Raw genomic sequence first — 20579 nt, forward strand, 5'->3', positions numbered from 1 at the left:
GCCTCCTTGCGCGTGGGGGTGGGGGAGTGTTCAGTTCTCGGCGATGAGTTCGACGACCATCGCCTGCTGCGGGCGCTGCACGGGTGGGCGCACGCCCACTTCGCCGAGCTGAAGCCCGGTGAGCACCGTCGTGGTCTCGGCCCATTCGAGGGAAGACTGCCCGGCGTCTTCGCGGTCGCGCGTCAGGACGCGAAGTCGGTAGGTCCGTGCAGGGTCGAGTCCCGGCATCCGGATGCGTCCGGGCGGGTAGGCGGCGCTCGTCGCGGTCTGGACGATGGTGAACACGGCGGAAGACGCATCCGCCGCGACCACACCGCGCACGTCGATCCCCGGCTCGACGCCGTCGACGTGGACGATGCGACCCGACGCGATGAGCGGGCGCAGGCGCTTCGCCAGCGCGACCCACTCCGCCACCTCGGCGCGACCGGCGTCGTCGAGGGTCGTCAGATCCCACTCGATGCCGAAGTGGCCGAGCAGGGCGACAGCGCCGCTGAGGCCGACGGAGACCGTGCGGCCGGAGGAGTGGACGACGGGGGTCGTCAGGTGCATTCCGAGCATCTCGGGCGGCACGACGATGCCGGTGTGCTTCTGGTTGTCGAGCCGCTCGAGCGGATCCAGGCTGTCGCTGGTCCAGACGCGGTCGGTGCGGTCCAGGATCCCGAGGTCGACGCGCGCGCCACCGGAGGCGCAGCTCTCGATCTCGAGTCCGGGGTGCGCAGCCTTCAGCTCGTCGAGCAGGCGGTAGACCGCGAGCGTGTGCTCATGGACCCGGGCGGAGCCGGCGGGTCCGCTCGCCGCGTCGACGAGGTCGCGATTGTGGTCCCACTTCAGATAGGCGATGGGGTACTCGTCGAGCAGCGCGTGCAGGTGCTCGGCGATGTGGGTGTACGCCTCCGGGTGTGCGAGGTCGAGGACCTGCTGTTGGCGTGCCGACGGCGGCAGCGACATCCGTCCCCGCAGGATCCAGTCCGGATGCCGGCGCGCGAGGTCGCTGTCGGGGTTCACCATCTCGGGCTCGACCCAGATGCCGAACTCCATGCCGAGCGCACGCACGTGGTCGACCAGCGGATGCAGGCCGTCCGGCCACACCTCGGTGTCGACCGTCCAGTCGCCGAGTCCGGCGGTGTCGTCGCGACGGCCCTCGAACCAGCCGTCGTCGAGGACGAACCGCTCGATGCCGACGGATGCCGCGGCATCGGCGAGTGCGGTGAGGCGCTCGAGGGAGTGGTCGAAGTAGACCGCCTCCCAGGTGTTGAGCGTGACAGGGCGAGCTCGCCGCGGATGCTGCGGGCGCGCGCGCCACTCGGCGTGGAAGCGCGCCGAGAGCTCGGTCAGGCCATCGCCCCACGAGCCGATCACCCAGGGGGAGCTGTAGGCGGCGCCGGCGGCCAGCACGACCTCGCCGGGCAGCAGCAGCTCGCCGCCCGAGAGGAACGCGTCGCCCGTGGTCGTCCGCTCGGCGATGACCCGGTGATTGCCGCTCCAGGCCACGTGGATACCGTGCACACGCCCCCGCTCGAAGCCGAAGCCCGGCCGGCCGGCCGCGAGCAGGATCGCGGAGTCGGCGCCGGTGCGGCCGCGACGGCTCTCGCGGACGTGGGAGCCGATACTCAGGGTGCGCCGCTGCGGTGAGCGCTCGCGGAGGTGGTGGCCCGTCGTGTCGAAGACCTCGGTGGCGTCCCAGGGGAGGGGGAAGGTGGGATGGGCCGACTGCAGCGTGTAGGGCGTGCCACCGGTGTTGCGCACGGTGACGCGCTGGTGGAACAGGCCGCTCATGCCGATCCTCACCTCCACGCGCACCGCGAGGCCCGCCTCGGCGTCGGCGAGAGCGATGCTCGCGCGGTGGTCGCCGGCCTGCACATCGGCCAGCGCGAGCCGGGTGCTCAGCCCCGAGCCTTCGCGGTGTCCCTCGAGACCGGGGGTTCCGAACCAGCCCTCGGCGCCGGTGGGGAGCAGCGTCAGCGCGGGCGTCGCGTCGAGACCTCCCGAGACGCGCTGTGCTCGGGCGGCGATGGCGAGCGAGCGGAGCGTCTCCGGCGTCGAATCCGCGAGAGCAGCGCCCCAATGAACGATGGCCGGCGCCGGGGCGGCATCGAGATCGATGACGACACTCGTTCCTCCCCGGCCGAGGTGCAGAACGCGAGGATCCGGGGCAGAGACGGTGTGCTCGGCGGCGAGCTGCCTGTCGGTGCTGTGCATGGAGTTAGTTCTACCATGGAAGTAATAACGAGAGCAAGAGGGTGATTGTGCGCGGGTATCCCGCTTCAGCAGTGCGATTCGTGCCAGAATGAAAGCATTTCGGCCCCGGATGGGAGATCAACGAGGATGCTGACCGACAGCGAGCGCGCACTCGCCCGAGCCGTGCTCATCCATGGCCCGATCGCTCGCAGCGCACTGACGACCCGCCTGGGGCTCTCCCCTGCGAGCCTCACTCGACTCGCGAAGCCCTTCCTCGATCGCGGGTACCTCGTTGAACTCGACGACCTCGCCGACGGGTCGGTCGGGCGGCCGGTGCGCCCGCTCGACGTCGCGCCGGGCCTCGGGAGCTTCGCCGGAGTGAAGATCACCGGCGACGCGATCGAAGTGGTCGTCACCGACGTTCGTGCGGGGCTCCTCGCCCAGCGCACGCTGCCGCTCGACACGCACGAACCCGCGATGGTCGCTGTACGTATCGCCGAGGCGATTCGCGCGCTCGACATCGACTCGCTCGTCGGAGTCGGCGTCGCGCTCGGCGGAGCCGTCGACGCGGGCGTCGTGCGATACGCCCCGTTCCTGGAGTGGGAGGATGTCGCGTTCGCGTCGCTGCTCGAGCAGCATCTCGGTGTTCCGGTCGCGCTCGAGAACGACCTCGTCGCGCTCGCCGAGGCGGAGCGCTGGTTCGGACTCGGTCGGGGCATCTCCGGCTTCGTCGTGCTGACCATCGGCGCGGGCGTCGGCTACGGCCTCGTCGTGGGCGGCGAGGTGGTGCGCACGGCGGAGGCAGGGCTCGGCCTGGGCGGCCACATCCCCCTGAGCGACAACGGTCCGCTCTGCCAGGCCGGCCATCGAGGCTGCTCGCAGGCCATGCTCACGTCGGGGTCGATCGCCGCGCAGGTGTCGGCGGCACTGCAGCGCCCCGTGAGCTACGACGAGGTGCTGGCGCTCGCCGCCGCAGGCGAGCCTGCCGCCGTGACGGTGGTCGACGCCGCGGCCGACGCGCTCGGCCGGTTCATCGCGGTCGCGGCCAATCTCACCTTCCAGACTGCGGCGGTGCTGGCCGGCGAGGGCATCGGGCTCTACGCGATCGGCGAGGACCGCGTGCGCGCGGCGATCTCCGCGGGGCGGGATCCGCGGGCGGAGCCCGTTCGGCTCTTCGTCGATGACTCAGCCTTCACCGCGTGGGCGCGCGGCGCGGCCGCCGTCGCGATCCAGGCGGCCGTCGACCGGCTGCGGCTCGACTGAACACGGCGCGCGCGGACTGAGCGAGGTCGCGGCATCCGTTCCGGAATAATCTTGGTGCGCACACGTTGCACGAGATACATTCATTTGCATGGATTCGCACGACGGAGAACCCGCACGGCGAAAGAGCGGAGAAGCGATCGTGAGCGAGAGCACCACGTGGTCGGGTATGCAGTTCGGCATCTTCACGGTGTCCGACATCACCCAGGACCCGACCGACGGCACCACGCCCAGCGAGGCGGAGCGGATCAAGGCGACCCTGAAGATCGCCAAGCACGCCGAGGAGGTGGGCCTCGACGTCTTCGCGCTCGGCGAGCACCACAACCCGCCGTTCTGGTCGTCGTCGCCGACCACGACGCTCGCGTACATCGCGGCGCAGACCGAGCGCCTCATCCTCTCGACCGCCACGACGCTCATCACCACGAACGACCCGGTGAAGATCGCCGAGGATTACGCGATGCTGCAGCACGTGTCGGACGGTCGCGCCGACCTCATGATCGGCCGGGGCAACACCGGCCCGGTGTACCCGTGGTTCGGCAAGGACATCCGCCAGGGCCTGCCCCTCGCGATCGAGAACTACAACCTGCTGCACCGCCTCTGGCGGGAGGACGTCGTGGACTGGGAGGGCCAGTTCCGCACGCCGCTGCAGGGATTCACCTCGACCCCGCGCCCCCTCGACGGTGTGGCGCCCTTCGTGTGGCACGGCTCGATCCGCACGCCCGAGATCGCGGAGCAGGCCGCGTACTACGGTGACGGCTTCTTCGCGAACAACATCTTCTGGCCCAAGGAGCACTACCAGCGCCTGATCCAGCTCTACCGCCAGCGCTTCGCGCACTACGGTCACGGCACGCCCGAGCAGGCGATCGTCGGCCTCGGCGGACAGGTCTTCATGGCTGCGAACTCGCAGGACGCGGTGAAGCAGTTCCGCCCGTACTTCGACAACGCGCCGGTCTACGGCCACGGCCCGTCGCTCGAGGACTTCAGCGAGATGACGCCGCTCACGGTGGGATCGCCCCAGCAGGTGATCGACCGTTACGCCGCGATGCGTGAGACCTACGGCGACTACCAGCGCCAGCTGTTCCTCATGGACCACGCCGGGCTGCCCCTCAAGACCGTGCTCGAGCAGCTCGACATCCTGGGCGGTGAGGTGGTTCCGGTGCTCCGCAAGGAGCTGCAGAAGAACCGTCCGGCGGACGTTCCGGATGCTCCGACCCACGCGAACCTCGTGACCGCGAAGTACGGCGACGAGGCGCCGCGCCAGGCCGTTCCCGGCGCGAACCGCGGCGACAACCTCGTAGGCTCGAGCCCCTACGCCGACACCCCCGCCCCTGCGGGCGCGGCGTTCGGTCTCGGCCGGAAGGAGGCGTGACATGACCAGCTCCGCACGCCGCATCGCGGTGATCTCGGCCGGTCTGTCGAACCCGTCGTCTACCCGCATGCTCGCCGACCGGCTCGCCGCAGCGACCGCGAAGCAGCTCTCGGAGCGTGGCATCGAGGTCGAGGTCGACGTGTTCGAGCTGCGCGACTACGCGCACGACATCACGAACAACCTCCTCACGGGGTTCGCGCCCCCGGCGCTCGAGTCGGTCATCAACGCGGTCGTGTCGGCCGACGCGGTCATCGCAGTGACGCCGATCTTCTCGACGAGCTACTCGGGACTCTTCAAGTCGTTCATCGACGTGCTCGACCCCGACGCGCTCACCGGCAAGCCCGTGCTGATCGGCGCGAACGCGGGCACCGCCCGCCACTCGCTCGCGATCGACTACGCGATCCGGCCGCTGTTCACGTACCTGCACGCCGAGCCCGTCTCGACCGGAGTGTTCGCCGCATCCAGCGACTGGGGTGCCTCGGCCGACAACGTCGCCCCGCTGGGCGAGCGCATCGACCGTGGCGCCCGGGAGCTCGCCGACGCCATCGCGCGCCGTGAGCCGGCCTCCGACGCCGATCCGTTCGACCCCGCCAACTACCTCGGTGAGGGACGCTCGTTCGGCCACCTGCTCGGCGGTCTCGCGGGGGAGTAGCCCTCAGCCGAGAACGACATCCTCCGGTTCGCGGAGGGGGCGCCACGCGCTCTCTCCGCGAACCGTCGTCGTTGCGAGCACATCGGCATCGACGAGCGCACCGAGGTCGATGCCCGACAGCTCTTCGATGTCGGCGATCCGCACCTGGAAGGTGCGGAAGGCACCGAGCGTCGGCACGTCGAGCACTCCTTCGCGCAGGTCGATCAGCTCCGACTGATCCAGCACGAATCCGGCCGCGGCGAGGCGCGGCGCCCCGCCTTCCCGCGTCGTCCACGCGGCGACCTTGAAGAATCGGCGCGGAACACGGATGCCGCGGTACGGCGGGTCGTCTTCGGCCAGCACCGGTGCGGTGAAGACGCTGATCCGCTCGTCGGTGGTCTCGGCGAACTCGAGCACGTGGTCCTCGAGTCCGAGCCACAGCTCCTTCGACTGGTTGAACCCGCTCGCCTGCGGTGCGGCGTTCGGGTAGGTGAACGTCGCCTCCGTCGCCCGCCGCGCCTCTTCGGCCGACCCCCAGCCGGGGTCGCGGCGGCGCACGAGGTGGCCGCGGTCCAGGTCGTTCGAGGCGTAGACGGCCGGACCCGCCTGCTCCGCCGCGGGGATCCGCGGATCGAGGTCCCAGCTGCCCGTCCGTGGCGGGTCCTGCAGCGCGGCGCCGTCGATGTTCACGCCGGTCACCGCCGCGAGCCGGCGCTCCGGGTCGAGCAGCACGGTGAACCGCGGGTAGGTCAGCTCGCGCACGTCGCGTCCGTCGCCGGGACGGGGGAGCGGGAGCGGGATGCCGAGGAAGGCGTCGTCGTATGCGTCCGAGGTCACGTCTGCCACGCGCCCATCATGGCCCCAGCGGGCGACATCGCGCGACGTCGAGGCTCACTCACCGTCGGCCGCCCTTCTCGCGCCGAGCCGGCGGGCGAGGACCGCGTCGATGGCGAGCCCGAGCCCGACCGCGAACGCGACCGAGACGACCACCGCCACGACCGGCCCACCGGGCACCAGCGTCGCCACCACTGCCCCCACGAGGGCCTGGTAGATCGCCCAGGCGAGGGCGGCGAGGCCCGCGACCGCGAGGTAGCGCGGCGCCGGCAGGCGCGTCGCACCCGCCGTCAGGTTGACCGCGAGTCGTGCGAACGGGATGAACCGAGCGGTGAACAGCACCAGGGCCGCGCGGCGCTCCAGGCGCAGCCGCGCCCAGGCGAAGGCGGCCTGCGCGCGCGACGTGCGCATCCACCGCCAACGCTCGAGGCCGATCGTGCGCCCCACGAGGTAGCACGCCGCGTCGCCGGTGAGAGCGGCCGCCGCGGCCACGAGGACGATCGCCACGAGGGCGGGCTCGCCCTGCGACACCGCCAGCGCCCCCAGCGCGGTGACGGCGGCCTCGCCCGGTATCACCACCAGGAACGCGTCGCCCAGCACGAGCACGAACAGCAGCGGCAGCGCCCATGCGCTCGACGCCACCGTGGTGAGCAGGTCCTCGACCATGTCTTCTTGGTAGCCGCCCGCGGTGAACGGCGACGGAACGGGGCACGTCCGGTGACCCGCCGCGGTGCATCCGGTGAACTCTTGCGCACGGACGCCGGTTCGCGGCATCCGTCCTCGCTCGTCCCGTCACCCTGGAGGCGTGAGAGTCGCACTGCTCGCCGAATCGTTCCTGCCCCACATGAACGGGGTGACGGGGTCGGTGCTCCACGTCCTGCGGCATCTGGCCGCCGAAGGACACGAGACGCTCGTCATCGCACCGCGCGCCGGGGAGATCACCACCGACCTCCACGGCGCCCGCACCGAGCTGCTGCGCTCGGCGCCCCTGCCGTCGTATCCCGAGGTGCGCGTGGTGTTCGCGCGCGCCGCCCGGCTGACGGCGATCCTCCGCGAGTTCCGGCCGGATGTCGTGCATCTGGCGTCGCCGTTCGTGCTCGGCTGGCAGGGTCTCGCGGCCGCCGACGCGCTGCGCGTGCCATCCGTCGCCGTGTACCAGACCGACGTGGTCGCGTACGCGGAGAAGTACGGGATGCCGCAGGCCGCCGCGCTCGTCGGACGCCACATCGGGCGGCTGCACCGCAGGGCGACGCTCACCCTGGCGCCGTCGACGGCGTCGCTGCAGCAGCTCGAGCGCCTCGGCGTCGACCGCCTCCGTCGCTGGGGGCGCGGGGTCGACGTCGAGCGCTTCGGCCCGGAGCGGCGCAGCGACGGCTGGCGTGCGGAGGTCGCGCGGGGAGAGACGATCGTCGGCTACGTCGGCCGCCTCGCCCCCGAGAAGCAGGTCGAGGATCTCGCGGCGCTCGCCGGGCTCCCGGGGACGCGCCTCGTGATCGTCGGCGACGGACCGTCACGACCCGTACTCGAGCGCGCGCTGCCCGACGCCGTCTTCACCGGGCATCTCACCGGACCCGCGCTCGCCGAGGCGCTCGCGAGCTTCGACGTGTTCGTGCACCCCGGCGAGAGCGAGACGTTCGGGCAGACGATCCAGGAGGCGCTCGCCAGCGGCGTGCCGGTCGTCGCGACCGGCGTCGGCGGACCCGTCGATCTGGTGCGATCGTCGGTCGACGGCTGGCTCTACCGGCCCGGCGACCTGGTCGACCTGCGCGCGCGGGTCGCCGATCTCGTCGGCGATGACGGCAAACGCCGGGCGTTCGCTGCGGCGGCGCGCGAGTCGGTGCGCGAGCGCACGTGGCACGCCGTCTGCAGCCGCCTGGTCGACCATTACGACGAGGCACGGATGCTGCGCCCCATCGACGACGCGCAGCCCCAGCGCGCGGCGACCCGGCCGGCGGTTCCGACGCCCGCTCCGCGGCGCTCGTGGTCGCGGTTCGTCGCGCTGGGCGACTCCATCACTGAGGGGCTGTGCGACGCCTCGCGCATGCCGGCGGGCCAGTACCGCGGGTGGGCGGACCGGCTCGCGCAGCTGCTCGCGCACGCGGGCGGCTCCGGGGAACCGTTCCGCTACGCCAACCTCGCGGTGCGCAGCCGCCGGGTGAAGCACGTCGTCAGTGAGCAGGTGCCGCGGGCGCTGGCCCTCCGGCCGCAGCTGGTGTCGATCCTCATCGGGGCCAACGACCTCGTCGGGCGCCGCGTCGACCCGATCGCCGTCGCGCGCGACCTCGAGCAGTCCGTGGGCGAGCTGCGCGCAGCCGGCATCGACGTGCTCCTCGTGACGCCCTTCCTCCCTCGTCGGCGCCCTGCGCGGCTGTTCGCCCGCCGGTTCGCGGTGTTCTCGTCCGAACTGCGCCGGATCGCCGCAACCACCGGCGCGGTGCTCGTCGACACCGACGCGTTCCTCGACGCGCGCGGGCTCCCCGCCATCGGCGACCTCGACCTCTGGGCCGACGACAAGGTGCACCTGCGCCCGCGCGGCCACCGCTACCTCGCGTACCGCGCGGCCGAGGCGCTCGGGGTGCCCGACGCCGAGGCGCTCGGCGAGCTCGACGCGAGCCTCCACGCCGACGACGACCCGGTGCTGCCGGGCACGTGGCTGCGGCGGGATGCCCTGCCGTGGGTCTGGCGGCGCCTCCACGGGCGCACGGCCGGCGACGGGCTCGTCGCCAAGCACGCCGACTACGTGCTCATCGGAGGACCCGGCGACGTGCCTGCTCGCGTGCACGCCGGCTGAGGCATCCGCTCCGTCCTTCAGTCCGCCTCGCCGATCGTGCGCCGGGCCAGCAGCGCGGCCGCGAAGAAGCAGAGGGCGCCGATGCCCGTGCCGAGGTTCGCCCACAGCGGGCTCACGAGCTCACCTGTCGACGGCACCACGAACGCCGCGACCGCCGACACCCCGAAGGCGATCGACCCCAGCAGGTTGAGGCCGGTGCCGTGCCATGTGCGCGCGTCGCGATCCCACAGCGTCCCCCGGTCCTTCGTCGCCACGACCGCCAGGACGCTGGAGACGAGGAAGGCCGCGGAGCCCCACGCGTCGGGCCGCCATCCGGCCCCGACGTAGTCCGGATCCGTGATCGCGGCGAAGAGGGCGGCGGCGGTCGACACGTTGAACAGGAGCGTGCCGGCGAACTGGATGGCGGCGGCCCACCAGTCGAAGCGATCGGCCCGGTTCATCCGCGCGTCCGGGGTGCGGCGCCCGCTCAGCAGGAGCTGGATGAGACCCGCCGTGGTGAAGAAGATCGATCCGGCGAAGAACGTGACGTTCGCGCCGACAGGACCCGCCCACGCGGCGTAGGCCGGGACGACGCCGATGAAGAACAGCGCCGACCCGACCGCGAAGCCCCAGGACTCCCGCCGGAGTCGCCGGATCCGCCGCGCGGTCGGGTCCAGCGGTCGTCGCGCACTCAATGGTGGAAGCTGGGGCCGATGCCGGGGTGGGGCATGGGGCTGTCGAGCGAGTCGAGGAACTCGGTCTCGCTCTTGATGTCCTTCAGCAGGTCCTCGGCGAGGTCGCGGCTGAGCCCGTTCCGGCACACGATGCGCATGACGGTCTGCTCCGACAGCTCTCCCGAGAGCGGATACGCGGGGACGAGCCATCCCTTGATCCGCAGTCGCTCGGACAGGTGGTACAGCGTCCACTTGTCGGTGTGGCCCTCCGTGAGCCGCCAGGCGAACACCGGGATGTCGGTGCCGTCGCTGAGCAGCTCGAACGCGTCGAGCTCGCCGATCGCCGACGAGAGGAACACGGCGACGTCCTGCGAGGCCTGTTGGATCGCGGTGTAGCCGGCGCGACCGAGGCGCAGGAACCGGAAGTACTGCAGGAGCACCTGCGTGCCGGGGCGCGAGAAGTTGAGCGCGAAGGTCGGCATGGAACCACCCAGGTAGCTCACCTTGAAGACGAGGTCATCGGGGAGCGCTGCGGCGTTGCGCCAGACCACCCAGCCCACGCCCGGGTACACGAGCCCGTACTTGTGGCCCGACGTGTTGATGGATTGCACACGCTCAATCCGGAAGTCCCACTCGAGGTCGGGCTGCAGGAACGGCGCGATCATCGCTCCCGACGCGCCGTCGACGTGCATCGGGATGTCGAGCCCGGTCTTCGCCTGGATCTCGTCGAGCTTCGCGGCGATGGCCTTCACCGGCTCGTAGGCGCCGGTGTAGGTGACGCCCACGATCGCGACGACGCCGATCGTGTTCTCGTCGACGTAGTCCTCGAGCCCCGTGCCGTCCATGAGCGGGTGCTCCTCGGTGACGGGGACCAGCCGCATCTCGACGTCGAAGTAGTTGCAGAACTTCTCCCAGCACACCTGGACGGCCGAGCTCATGATGAGGTTCGGCTTCTCGGTGGACTTGCCGGCGGCGCGTCGCGCGTGCTGCCAGCGGCGCTTGAGCGCGAGACCGCCGAGCATGCACGCCTCGGACGAGCCGATGGTCGACGTGCCGATCACGTCGTCGTTGTCGGGGACGTTCCACAGGTCGCCGAGGATGCGCCAGCAGCACTCCTCGATGGCGGCCGTGGCCGGGTACTCGTCCTTGTCGATCATGTTCTTGTCGGCGGAGTCGACGGCGAGCTTGTTGGCGTAGTCGTCCATCCAGGTGCCGACGAAGGTGGCGAGGTTCAGCCGCGCGTTGCCGTCCAGCATCGTCTGGTCGCGGATCACCCGGTACGCCGTCTCGGGCAGCATCTCGCCCTCGGGGATGACGTTGTACCTCGCGGTCGTCGCCTCGCCGGCGCGGGTGAAGGTGGGCTGGAGCGCTTCGTCCTGGTACATGCATCCTCCGTCGCTTGCGGACCTGTCGCGCGGGCGCGCGCCTCGGAGCCTGCGATGCCCAGTCCACCGCACCCCCGGATCGGTCCCTTCGGTGCCGAAGCTATACCGCTGAGGTCCTGCCGTCATCCCCTACATCGCGTGAGACGGCGATGTCCCTTCGCTGTTCGGCTACGGAACGGACGGATGCTGCGCCCACGCGTACTCGGACTCCGGCCGGCCGCGCGTGCCGTAGCGGGCCGCGCGCTGTGCGCGCCCCTCGGTCACGAGGTGCTCGAGGTAGCGACGAGCGGCGACGCGCGACATCCCCAGCCTCTCCGCGGCCTCCGCAGCCGAGACCGGTCCCCGTGCGCGCACCTCGTCGCTGATGCGGGCGAGCGTATCGGCGGAGAGGCCCTTCGGCAGCGCGACCGGCGTCGCGGGTCGGAGCGCGCCGAGGAGCGCGTCGATCTCGGCCTGCGTCGGCGCGCCCGCGGCTTCGGCCGCGCGCCGCCGGAACTCGCGGTACTGCTCCAGGCGCTCGCGGAAGACAGCGAAGGTGAACGGCTTGACGAGGTACTGCGCGACGCCGAGCGACACCATCTGACGCACGACGTCGGCGTCGCGGACTCCCGTGATCGCGATGACATCGACGGCGGCGCCGCGGGCGCGCACGTGCCGCAGCACGTCCAGCCCCGTGCCGTCCGGCATCGTGACGTCCAGCAGCACGAGGTCGATCTCGTCCCCGCGCTCCAGCACGGCGTCGATCGCGGCGCGAGCGCCCGTGCACTCGGCGACGGCCTCGAAGTCGTCCAGGCGTGCAAGGTAGTCCCGGTGGAGCTCGAGCGTGAGTGCATCGTCGTCGACGAGGAGGACGCGGATCATGTCGCCCTCGCCGGAAGGATGACCACGAAGACCGTCGGGTCGTCGCGCAGCTCGACGTGGCCGCCGGCGCTCGCCACGATCGAGCGCACGAGCGCGAGGCCCACACCGCGTCCGTCGGCTCCGCCGGGCTTGGTGCTGAAGCCGTGCTCGTAGATGCGCTCGCCCAGCGCCTCGGGCACGCCGGTGCCGCTGTCCGACACTTCCATCCGCAGGGCCGCGGGGGAGGAGGTCGTCCTCCCGAACACGACGCGCACCCAGCGCGGCGCATCGGCGGCGGCCGCAGCATCCATCGCGTTGTCGATCAGGTTGCCCACGACCGACACCGCGTCGACCGGCGACAGCACGCTGCGCGGCGCGTCCGGGTCGATCTCGGCCGACCACTCGATGCCGCGCTCACGTGCCTGGGCCGCCTTGCCGAGCAGCAGCGCCCCCACGGTGGGGTCGCCGCCGCGCCGTGCGGCCACCTGGTCGACGAGCTCCTGGCTCTGCCGCGACGTCTCGGTGAGGATCTCGATCGCCTCGCCGGTGCGGCCGAGCTCGAGCAGCGACACGGCGGTGTGCATGCGGTTGCCGTGCTCGTGGGTCTGCGCGCGCAGCGCCTCGCCGAGCGTCCGCACGGACTCGTACGAGGCGACCGCGTCGCGGATCGTCCCGGCGGGCAGGTCGCCCGCGACGCGCCGTGTCGTGCGACGGGCGAGCCACGCACCCACGAGGCCCGCCGCGAGGAGTGCGAGCGCGATCGACACGACGAACGGCAGCCGCGGCAGGATCTTCGACCAGATGCTGCCGATCGTGACGCCGACCGAGACCCAGCCGACGAGTTCGCCCTCGGCCGTCACCGGCACGATCGTCCGCACCGACGGGCCCAGCGTGCCCGTGAACTCCTCGGTGAAGATGCTCGGCGTGCTCGGGATCGTGCCGAGATAGTGCCGGCCGATCTCGGCGGGGTCGCGGTGGCTGACGCGGATGCCGTCCGGGGTCATGATCGTGACGAAGTCGAGGCCCGTCTGCGCCATCACGTCAGCCGCGAGCGGCTGCAGCGCCTCCGAAGGGTCGGGTGCGCTCAGGTACTCGGCCACCTCGGGCAGTGACGCGAGGGACGACGCGACGGCCCGCGTCACCTCCTCCGCCTCGTTCCGTTCGGAGCGCTCCGCGTCGAGCACGAGCACGGCGGCGAGGGCGGCGACGATCACGGCCGCCGAGACGGCGACGACGACGAACACGCGCGATGCCGCGCTGCCCTGCTGCGTCTTCGCTGACATGGCCCTCCTCGTCGATGCCGCCGCATCCATCCTCGCCCGTCGAGGGCGGCAGAAGGGAGTCCGCGGGTGCGACCAATACGACCGTAAATCGCCGGCCGCCGCGGCGGCGCGCACGCTGTCTCACACGCCGCACCATCGAGCGGCACCGCGGAAACACCGCCGTTTCATCCCGCAGGAGGCAATGATGGCTCTCTCGACCCGCACCACGTCCTTCACGCTCCCCGGCTTCAACTGGAGGCGTGGCAAGCAGGCGTGGGACAAGCACACCTGGCTCTACCTCTCGGTCATCGCCGCCGTCGTCCTCGGCGCGATCGTCGGGCTGGTCTGGCCTGACGTCGGCGTCGCGCTCAAGCCGCTCGGCGAGGGCTTCGTCGCCCTCATCAAGATGATGATCGCGCCCATCATCTTCTGCACGATCGTCGTGGGCGTCGGGTCCATCGCGAAGGCGGCCACCGTCGGCAAGATCGGCGGTCTGGCGCTCCTGTACTTCATGGTGATGTCGACGTTCGCGCTCGCCATCGGCCTCGTCGTCGGCAACCTGCTGCACCCGGGCGAGGGCCTGAACATGGCGAACGCCACCTACGAGGCGACCGCCGAGGCGAAGACGACGCAGGAGTTCATCCTCGGCATCATCCCGACGACGTTCTTCTCGGCCTTCACCGGTGAGAGCGTGCTGCAGGTCCTGTTCATCGCACTGCTCGTCGGCTTCGCGCTGCAGCAGATGGGCGACAAGGGCACGCCGATCATGAACGCGGTGAAGCACCTGCAGGCGCTGGTCTTCCGCATCCTCGGCATGATCCTGTGGCTCGCGCCGATCGGAGCCTTCGGCGCGATCGCCGCCGTGGTCGGCACCACCGGCGTCGCCGCGATTTGGGCGCTCGGCACCCTGATGGTCGCGTTCTACATCACGTGCGTGATCTTCATCGTGGGCGTCCTCGGCACGCTGCTGTACGCGGTCACCCGCGTGAACATCTTCCGTCTCATCAAGTACCTGGCGCGCGAGTACCTGCTGATCGTGGGGACGTCCTCGTCCGAGTCGGCTCTGCCCCGCCTCATCGCGAAGATGGAGCACCTCGGCGTCTCGAAGCCGGTGGTGGGCATCACCGTGCCGACCGGATACTCGTTCAACCTCGACGGCACCGCGATCTACCTGACGATGGCATCGCTGTTCATCGCGAGCGGCATGGGGGCCCCGATGTCGATCGGCCAGCAGATCGGCCTTCTCGTCTTCATGATCATCGCCTCGAAGGGCGCGGCCGGCGTCACCGGTGCGGGCCTCGCGACTCTCGCCGGTGGTCTGCAGGCGTACCGACCCGACCTGGTGAACGGCGTCGGCGTCATCGTCGGCATCGACCGGTTCATGTCGGAGGGCCGTGCGCTCACGAACTTCACCGGCAACGCCGTCGCGACGGTGCTGATCGGCACGTGGACGAAGGAGTTCGACGCCTCCCGCGCGCGCCGCGTGCTCGCCGGGGAGCTGCCGTTCGACGAGACGACCTTGTCGGGCGACGGCCACGACGGGATGTCGCCCGCCACGGACGCGGTCGGGGTGCAGGGCCTCGAGGAGGCTGCGATCAGCGAGGCGGAGGCCAAGGAGCGCCGCGCTCGCGAACGCGAGCAGCTGCTGTCGCGCTGAGCGGACGGCACGGGCGGGCGCGGGTCGGACCCGCGCCTGCCCGTTCAGTCGTCCGGGGCGATCTCGCCGGCCTCGATCGCCGACTCGCGCTCCTCGAGCTCGAGCTCGTCGACATCCTCTTCGACCGCCTCGAGCGGGTCGATGGTCGGCGGCGGGAGCTCGAACTCCACGCTGTCGTCGACGGGCACGTCGCGCTCGTCGTCGGGGATGCGCTCTCGGAAGTCGCTCATGGCCTGCTCGCGATCACTCCTCGCCGTACGGCGGCAGCTCGTCTTCCTCGATCTCGCCCTCGAGGGGAGGGGCGTCGTCCTGACCGTCCAGGTCGGGCAGCTCGTCGGCCTCGTTCGAGATCTCGTGGAACGTCGGGTCGAAGACCATGGCCTGCTCCTATCCGCTCTTGCGACGGAACTCGCGCTTCGTGACCGCGCCGTGCGTGCCGTGGATCGCCGAGTCGCCATCCATGTGGGACTCGCCCTCGCGGTGATTCGCGTTCTTCTTGTCGAGTGCTTCCTTGAACTTGCGCTTCATCTCATCGGATGCCGCAGACGCCGGCTTCTCGTCGGTGCTCATGCCCCCACCCTAGGCGCGGCATCCGACGCTCGCCAGGGTGGGGGTCATCCGGGGTGCTGCTGATAGGCTTGGGCGGGTTGCCCTGGGGCAACCGCTCAATTCCACATGTGAGCTACACGGAGCAGGCCGGCAGGAAGCTGGTCCCCTGTGGTGGATTCCCCGCCGGACGACGTCGGGTGATCTTCTACTGGTGACCAGCGCTGGCGAACCCCGCGGCACTCCCGCGCGCCGAGATCTGCCTGTTCCTGCTCCTTCGCACAAGCTCGTGCGCGAAACGCGCGTGCGAGCCTAAACAAAGAAGGAGAGACCTCTTGGAAGGTCCTGAAATCACCGCCGCTGAAGCCGTTCTCGACAACGGCCGCTTCGGCACCCGTACCGTCCGGTTCGAGACCGGGCGACTCGCGCAGCAGGCACAGGGTGCCGTCGCCGCGTACCTCGACGAGGAGACGATGCTCCTGTCGGCGACCAGCGCCGGCAAGTCGCCTCGTGAGGGCTTCGACTTCTTCCCGCTGACCGTCGACGTCGAAGAGCGTTCGTACGCCGCGGGCAAGATCCCCGGTTCGTTCTTCCGTCGCGAGGGCCGCCCCTCGACCGAGGCGATCCTCGTCTGCCGTCTCATCGACCGCCCGCTGCGCCCGTCCTTCGTCGACGGTCTCCGCAACGAGGTGCAGATCGTCGTCACGGTGCTCTCGATCGCGCCGGGTGAGTTCTACGACGCGCTCGCGATCAACGCGGCCTCGCTGTCGACCCAGATCTCGGGTCTGCCGTTCTCGGGCCCGATCGCCGGTGTGCGCCTCGCGCTCATCCCGGGTCACGGTGAGCACGCCGACCAGTGGATCGCGTTCCCGACGGTCACCCAGCTCGAGGAGGCCGTGTTCGACCTCATCGTCGCCGGTCGCGTCCTGCCCGACGGCGACGTCGCGATCATGATGGTCGAGGCCGAGGCCACCGAGCACAGCTGGAACCTCATCAAGGCCGGTGCCACCAAGCCGAACGAGGAGATCGTCGCGCAGGGCCTCGAGGCCTCGAAGCCCTTCATCAAGGAGCTCGTCGCGGCGCAGAACGTCGTCGCCAACACCGCGGCGAAGGAGATCAAGGAGTTCCCCGTCTTCCTGCCGTACAGCCAGGAGACGTACGACTTCGTCGCGCACCGCGCGTACGACAAGCTCGTCCCGATCTACCAGATCGCCGACAAGCAGGACCGCCAGAACGCCGACGACGAGCTGAAGGACGCCGTCAAGGCGGAGCTGCTCGCCGCCGTCGAGGCGGGCGAGCTCCCGGCCGTCGCGACGACCGAGTTCTCCGCCGCCTACAAGTCGGTCACCAAGAAGATCGTCCGCGGTCGCATCCTCGCCGAAGGCGTCCGCATGGACGGCCGTGGCCTGGCCGACATCCGTCCGCTCGACGCCGAGGTGCAGGTCATCCCGCGCGTCCACGGCTCGGCGATCTTCCAGCGCGGCGAGACCCAGATCCTGGGCGTCACCACGCTGAACATGCTCAAGATGGAGCAGCAGATCGACTCGCTGTCGCCGGTGACGAGCAAGCGCTACATGCACCACTACAACTTCCCGCCCTACTCGACCGGTGAGACCGGCCGTGTCGGCAGCCCGAAGCGTCGCGAGATCGGGCACGGCTTCCTGGCCGAGCGCGCGCTCGTGCCGGTGCTGCCCAGCCGCGAGGAGTTCCCGTACGCGATCCGCCAGGTGTCCGAGGCTCTCGGCTCCAACGGCTCGACGTCCATGGGATCGGTGTGCGCCTCGACGCTGTCGCTGCTCAACGCGGGTGTGCCGCTGCGCGCCCCCGTCGCCGGCATCGCGATGGGTCTCGTGTCGGACGAGGTCGACGGCCAGACGCGCTACGCCGCGCTGACCGACATCCTCGGCGCCGAGGACGCCCTCGGTGACATGGACTTCAAGGTGGCCGGCACGAGCGAGTTCGTCACCGCGATCCAGCTGGACACGAAGCTCGACGGCATCCCGTCGTCGGTGCTCGCCGCCGCGCTCACGCAGGCCAAGGACGCGCGCCTCACGATCCTGGGCGTGCTCAACGCCGCGATCGACGGCCCGGACGAGATGGCTCCGACCGCCCCGCGCGTCATCAGCGTGCAGATCCCGGTCGACAAGATCGGCGAGCTGATCGGCCCGAAGGGCAAGACGATCAACGCGATCCAGGACGAGACCGGCGCGCAGATCTCCATCGAGGAGGACGGCACCGTCTACATCGGCGCGACCGACGGCCCCTCGGCCGAGGCCGCCCGTGCCCAGGTCAACGCGATCGCCAACCCCACCAACCCGGAGGTCGGCGAGCAGTTCCTCGGAACGGTCGTCAAGATCGCGACGTTCGGCGCGTTCATCTCGCTCCTGCCCGGCAAGGACGGCCTGCTGCACGTCAGCGAGGTCCGCAAGCTCGCCGGCGGCAAGCGCGTGGAGAACGTCGAGGACGTGCTCTCGGTCGGGCAGAAGCTGCTCGTCAAGATCACCAAGATCGACGACCGCGGCAAGCTCTCGCTCGAGCCGGTGCTCGAGGAGCCTGCTGACCAGGAGGGTCGCGCCGCGGCCAGCGAGGGCCCGGAGGCTCCCGCCGAAGGCTGACACACCTCGCCGTCCGGTGGAACCGGTCGATGAACGACGGATGCCCGTCCCCGAGAGGGGGCGGGCATCCGTCGTAGGTCGTCCGGTAGGTGCTTCACGCACCCTGTCCACCGAACAGGGGACGTATCCCCTAGGGATCAGCGCTTCGTGACCAAAGCGTTATGTAATGTTTATCCATAGTTCGCCTCAGTGAACGGCTCCCTGTCCGGACTGGCCTACCCTGTGTGTAAGCGCCGGGGGGCGCGCACAGTGATCACGACTCCCGTAGGGGATCTCGTGAGGGGGTGGCACATGGCTTACTTCGGCGTTGACTCGACGCTCCCGTCGTCGAGTCCGGATGTCGCGTCCGCGCAGCCGGGCGCCGTCGTGCGCGGCCCGCATCCCTCTGCTCCGATCCCCGTGCAGGGCCCCTCGATCGGCAGCAACGTGCGCGTCGCACTCGGTGAGAGCGGCTCGCACATCTTCCCGCTGATCCTCGGCGCCGCCGAGTTCGGGTGGAACGTCGATCTCGAGTCGAGCCACGCGATCCTCGACACGTACGCCGAACTGGGCGGCAACGCCGTGCACACCGCCGACAGCTACTCGAGCGGGCGCAGCGAGCACATCATCGGTCAGTGGCTGCAGTCCCGCGGTCTCCGCGATGACATCGTCCTGGCCGTCCGCGTGGGCGGCCACGCCGACAACCCCGGTCTCGGCCCGGTCAACCTCGTGCGCGCCGTCGAGGCTTCACTGACCCGCCTGCGCACCGACCGCATCGACGTCCTCTACCTCGACGCGACCACCGATCGCGCGTCGTCGCTCGAAGACACGCTCGCCACGGCGGAGTGGCTCGTCGAGACCGGCAAGGTGCGGGCGCTCGGCGCGATCGGCTACAGCGCCGCGCAACTCGTCGAGGCGCGCATCTTCGCGTCGGCGGGCTACCCCCGCATCACGGTGCTCGACGTCCCGTTCAACGTGCTGCGCCGCCACGAGTTCGACGCCGACCTGCGTCTCGTCGCCGGGGCGCAGGGCATGGCGGTGACGCCGTCGCACGCGCTCGAGCATGGGTTCCTCGCGGGCCGGCAGCGCTCGAAGATCCGCGGCGCCCTCTCGGTGCGCGGCGCGCAGCTCGCGGCCAACCTCAACCGCCGGGGGAGTCGCACCCTGCGCGCGCTCGACGCCGTCGGCGCCGAGCTGGGCGTCCCCGATGCGGCCGTGGCCGTCGCGTGGCTGCTCTCGCAGAAGCTCGTCACCGCGCCCATCGTGAACGCGTACGCGCCGCAGCATGTCGAGGAGCTCGTGCAGGGCGTCGGTGTCCGCCTCAGCCGCGGCCAGCTGTCCGACATCGGCCGCGCGTCGGAGTAGACGTAACCGCGGATGGGACTCACCGTCCACAAGCGCTGAAGCGCCCCGACGACGTGTCGTAGGGTGGAGGAAGTGCCTTTCCCCCAGGCACGCGATCCCCGACGGAGTGAGCTGCGTGACGCACTACATCTACCTCGTGCGGCACGGCGAGCATCAGGACGCCGAGCACGGACTCGTCGACGGACCGCTGTCGCCTCGCGGTCGCCGGCAGGCCGCGCTGCTGGCCGACCGGCTCTCCGGGGTTCCGTTCGACGCGCTCTGGCACTCGCCGCTCGAACGCGCCAGCCAGACCGCTCGCGCGGTCACCGAACGGATGCCGTCGCTCACGCCCGAACCGTCCGCGCTGCTGTTCGACTGCGTGCCGACGGGCATGACCGACGAGACCCCCGCCGCCTTCGAGCCGTTCTTCGGATCGATCACCGAGGCCGAGGTCGAGGCGGGTCGCGCCCAGATGTCGGACGCGACGAGCGAGTTCCTGGCCCGCAAGCGCGGCGAGGTGCACGAACTCCTGATCACCCACAACTTCGTGATCGCGTGGTTCGTCCGCGAGGTGCTGCAGGCGCCCGACTGGCGCTGGATGACGCTCAACCAGGCGCATTGCGGGCTGACCGTGATCGCGCAGAAGCAGGGGCGCCCGTGGACGCTCCTGTCGCACAACGACCTCGCGCACCTTCCGGTCGAGCTGCGGACCGGCCTGCCCGAGGTCTACCCCGTCTGACCCGTCCCCGCGCTCAGAGCACCTTGCCGTACCAGCGGGACGCGTTCGGGTTGTCGTTGTAGGGCTCGATCGCGACGAATCCGGTGCGCGCGTAGAGCGCTCCGGCGGCCTCGAGCGAGTGATGCGTGTCGAGCACGAGCTCGGCGGCGCCGAATCCGCGGGCGCGCTCGACGAGGTCCTCGACGAGCAGGCGCCCCCATCCGCGCCCGCGGGTGACCGGCCGGAGGTACAGGTGCTTCAGCTCGTATCGCGGGCCGAGCGGCCCGTCGGGGATGAGGCGGATGCCTCCGCAGCCCTGTGCGGCGCCCTCGTCGTCGTCGAGCACGACGAAGACGCCGGCGGGCGGCACGAAGGCCGCCGGATCGGGGAAGGTCGTCCGATACGCGACGCCCTGGTCGGCGAATCCCTCGGTGCGGATCCGGAAGTACTCGGCGAGGAGGTCGTGGGCGTCGGGCGCGTCGACGGGGGAGGGGCGGAGAGTCACCACACCTCCAGC

19 protein-coding genes are annotated in these 20579 nt (G+C 70.7%); 8 read left to right on the forward strand and 11 right to left on the reverse strand.

The features are described from left to right. Nucleotides 1-30 precede the first annotated feature (30 nt). Nucleotides 31-2199: an alpha-galactosidase gene (locus ACLBXX_RS10740; RefSeq protein WP_447658018.1), complete on the reverse strand. Its 2169-nt coding sequence runs from the start codon at nucleotides 2197-2199 to the stop codon at nucleotides 31-33. Nucleotides 2200-2325: 126 nt separating this feature from the next. Between ACLBXX_RS10740 and ACLBXX_RS10745 the strand changes: the two genes are divergently transcribed. The 3 genes from ACLBXX_RS10745 (at nucleotide 2326) to ACLBXX_RS10755 (ending at nucleotide 5459) form a co-directional block, all read left to right on the forward strand. Continuing rightward, complete coding sequence (locus ACLBXX_RS10745) at nucleotides 2326-3441, forward strand: ROK family protein (protein ID WP_447658019.1); 1116 nt, start codon at nucleotides 2326-2328, stop codon at nucleotides 3439-3441. A gap of 166 nt (nucleotides 3442-3607) precedes the next feature. Next, nucleotides 3608-4807 carry an LLM class flavin-dependent oxidoreductase gene (locus ACLBXX_RS10750; RefSeq protein WP_310290071.1) on the forward strand — a complete coding sequence of 400 codons (1200 nt, stop codon included), beginning with the start codon at nucleotides 3608-3610 and terminating at the stop codon, nucleotides 4805-4807. A gap of 1 nt (nucleotide 4808) precedes the next feature. Then, the gene (locus tag ACLBXX_RS10755; protein WP_447658020.1) at nucleotides 4809-5459 is read left to right on the forward strand and encodes an FMN reductase; all 651 of its coding nucleotides are present in this window, start codon (nucleotides 4809-4811) and stop codon (nucleotides 5457-5459) included. 3 nt (nucleotides 5460-5462) lie between these two features. Here the strand turns inward: ACLBXX_RS10755 and ACLBXX_RS10760 are convergent, their stop codons facing one another. Together ACLBXX_RS10760 and ACLBXX_RS10765 are read right to left on the reverse strand one after the other, a co-directional pair. Continuing rightward, nucleotides 5463-6284: a DNA/RNA non-specific endonuclease gene (locus ACLBXX_RS10760; RefSeq protein WP_447658021.1), complete on the reverse strand. Its 822-nt coding sequence runs from the start codon at nucleotides 6282-6284 to the stop codon at nucleotides 5463-5465. A gap of 45 nt (nucleotides 6285-6329) precedes the next feature. After that, entirely contained in the window at nucleotides 6330-6938 is a 609-nt protein-coding gene (locus ACLBXX_RS10765) for a DedA family protein (RefSeq protein WP_447658022.1), read from the reverse strand. A 139-nt stretch (nucleotides 6939-7077) separates the two neighbouring features. On the opposite strand from ACLBXX_RS10765, the gene ACLBXX_RS10770 reads away from it, so the two are divergent. Beyond that, nucleotides 7078-9063, forward strand: coding sequence for a GDSL-type esterase/lipase family protein (locus ACLBXX_RS10770; protein ID WP_447658023.1), 1986 nt, complete (start codon nucleotides 7078-7080; stop codon nucleotides 9061-9063). A gap of 17 nt (nucleotides 9064-9080) precedes the next feature. Here the strand turns inward: ACLBXX_RS10770 and ACLBXX_RS10775 are convergent, their stop codons facing one another. The 4 genes from ACLBXX_RS10775 to ACLBXX_RS10790 form a co-directional block, all read right to left on the reverse strand. After that, a complete protein-coding gene (locus ACLBXX_RS10775; RefSeq protein WP_447658024.1) occupies nucleotides 9081-9737 on the reverse strand; it encodes a hypothetical protein in 657 nt (218 codons plus the stop codon). Further along, nucleotides 9734-11101, reverse strand: coding sequence for a glutamate decarboxylase (locus ACLBXX_RS10780; protein ID WP_447658025.1), 1368 nt, complete (start codon nucleotides 11099-11101; stop codon nucleotides 9734-9736). Before ACLBXX_RS10780 ends, ACLBXX_RS10775 begins: the two co-directional genes overlap by 4 nt. 168 nt (nucleotides 11102-11269) lie before the next feature. Continuing rightward, nucleotides 11270-11962, reverse strand: coding sequence for a response regulator (locus tag ACLBXX_RS10785; RefSeq protein WP_447658026.1), 693 nt, complete (start codon nucleotides 11960-11962; stop codon nucleotides 11270-11272). Further along, nucleotides 11959-13224 carry a sensor histidine kinase gene (locus ACLBXX_RS10790; protein WP_447658027.1) on the reverse strand — a complete coding sequence of 422 codons (1266 nt, stop codon included), beginning with the start codon at nucleotides 13222-13224 and terminating at the stop codon, nucleotides 11959-11961. Before ACLBXX_RS10790 ends, ACLBXX_RS10785 begins: the two co-directional genes overlap by 4 nt. Nucleotides 13225-13408: 184 nt before the next feature. Here ACLBXX_RS10790 and ACLBXX_RS10795 point away from each other — a divergent pair, with 184 nt between their 5' ends. Further along, entirely contained in the window at nucleotides 13409-14860 is a 1452-nt protein-coding gene (locus tag ACLBXX_RS10795) for a cation:dicarboxylate symporter family transporter (protein WP_447658028.1), read from the forward strand. Nucleotides 14861-14904: 44 nt separating this feature from the next. Here ACLBXX_RS10795 and ACLBXX_RS10800 read toward each other — a convergent pair whose 3' ends face one another. The 3 genes from ACLBXX_RS10800 to ACLBXX_RS10810 are packed head-to-tail and all read right to left on the reverse strand — an operon-like array spanning nucleotide 14905 to nucleotide 15430. Beyond that, nucleotides 14905-15090 carry a hypothetical protein gene (locus ACLBXX_RS10800; protein WP_045297299.1) on the reverse strand — a complete coding sequence of 62 codons (186 nt, stop codon included), beginning with the start codon at nucleotides 15088-15090 and terminating at the stop codon, nucleotides 14905-14907. A 13-nt stretch (nucleotides 15091-15103) separates the two neighbouring features. Then, entirely contained in the window at nucleotides 15104-15238 is a 135-nt protein-coding gene (locus ACLBXX_RS10805) for a hypothetical protein (protein WP_310289824.1), read from the reverse strand. A gap of 9 nt (nucleotides 15239-15247) precedes the next feature. Then, nucleotides 15248-15430, reverse strand: coding sequence for a DUF5302 domain-containing protein (locus tag ACLBXX_RS10810; RefSeq protein WP_310289826.1), 183 nt, complete (start codon nucleotides 15428-15430; stop codon nucleotides 15248-15250). A 311-nt stretch (nucleotides 15431-15741) separates the two neighbouring features. Here ACLBXX_RS10810 and ACLBXX_RS10815 point away from each other — a divergent pair, with 311 nt between their 5' ends. The 3 genes from ACLBXX_RS10815 (at nucleotide 15742) to ACLBXX_RS10825 (ending at nucleotide 20083) form a co-directional block, all read left to right on the forward strand. Further along, nucleotides 15742-18021 (forward strand): polyribonucleotide nucleotidyltransferase, encoded by a 2280-nt coding sequence (locus ACLBXX_RS10815; RefSeq protein WP_387146775.1) that lies wholly within the window; start codon nucleotides 15742-15744, stop codon nucleotides 18019-18021. A 291-nt stretch (nucleotides 18022-18312) separates the two neighbouring features. Further along, nucleotides 18313-19365 (forward strand): aldo/keto reductase, encoded by a 1053-nt coding sequence (locus tag ACLBXX_RS10820; RefSeq protein ID WP_387146779.1) that lies wholly within the window; start codon nucleotides 18313-18315, stop codon nucleotides 19363-19365. A 115-nt stretch (nucleotides 19366-19480) separates the two neighbouring features. Continuing rightward, nucleotides 19481-20083: a histidine phosphatase family protein gene (locus ACLBXX_RS10825; protein WP_310289832.1), complete on the forward strand. Its 603-nt coding sequence runs from the start codon at nucleotides 19481-19483 to the stop codon at nucleotides 20081-20083. Nucleotides 20084-20096: 13 nt separating this feature from the next. Here the strand turns inward: ACLBXX_RS10825 and ACLBXX_RS10830 are convergent, their stop codons facing one another. Beyond that, nucleotides 20097-20570, reverse strand: coding sequence for a GNAT family N-acetyltransferase (locus ACLBXX_RS10830; protein WP_387146785.1), 474 nt, complete (start codon nucleotides 20568-20570; stop codon nucleotides 20097-20099). Nucleotides 20571-20579: the final 9 nt, after the last annotated feature.

It is taken from the genome of Microbacterium sp. C23T (assembly GCF_053345975.1).

Bases quoted from the DNA above. Each gene is read 5' to 3' on its own strand.
- ACLBXX_RS10790 (WP_447658027.1), bottom strand. From the start codon at position 13,224: ATGTCAGCGAAGACGCAGCAGGGCAGCGCGGCATCGCGCGTGTTCGTC.
- ACLBXX_RS10805 (WP_310289824.1), bottom strand. From the start codon at position 15,238: ATGGTCTTCGACCCGACGTTCCACGAGATCTCGAACGAGGCCGACGAG.
- ACLBXX_RS10785 (WP_447658026.1), bottom strand. From the start codon at position 11,962: ATGATCCGCGTCCTCCTCGTCGACGACGATGCACTCACGCTCGAGCTC.
- ACLBXX_RS10745 (WP_447658019.1), top strand. From the start codon at position 2,326: ATGCTGACCGACAGCGAGCGCGCACTCGCCCGAGCCGTGCTCATCCAT.
- ACLBXX_RS10820 (WP_387146779.1), top strand. From the start codon at position 18,313: ATGGCTTACTTCGGCGTTGACTCGACGCTCCCGTCGTCGAGTCCGGAT.
- ACLBXX_RS10780 (WP_447658025.1), bottom strand. From the start codon at position 11,101: ATGTACCAGGACGAAGCGCTCCAGCCCACCTTCACCCGCGCCGGCGAG.
- ACLBXX_RS10765 (WP_447658022.1), bottom strand. From the start codon at position 6,938: ATGGTCGAGGACCTGCTCACCACGGTGGCGTCGAGCGCATGGGCGCTG.
- ACLBXX_RS10810 (WP_310289826.1), bottom strand. From the start codon at position 15,430: ATGAGCACCGACGAGAAGCCGGCGTCTGCGGCATCCGATGAGATGAAG.
- ACLBXX_RS10755 (WP_447658020.1), top strand. From the start codon at position 4,809: ATGACCAGCTCCGCACGCCGCATCGCGGTGATCTCGGCCGGTCTGTCG.
- ACLBXX_RS10740 (WP_447658018.1), bottom strand. From the start codon at position 2,199: ATGCACAGCACCGACAGGCAGCTCGCCGCCGAGCACACCGTCTCTGCC.
- ACLBXX_RS10750 (WP_310290071.1), top strand. From the start codon at position 3,608: ATGCAGTTCGGCATCTTCACGGTGTCCGACATCACCCAGGACCCGACC.
- ACLBXX_RS10795 (WP_447658028.1), top strand. From the start codon at position 13,409: ATGGCTCTCTCGACCCGCACCACGTCCTTCACGCTCCCCGGCTTCAAC.
- ACLBXX_RS10800 (WP_045297299.1), bottom strand. From the start codon at position 15,090: ATGAGCGACTTCCGAGAGCGCATCCCCGACGACGAGCGCGACGTGCCC.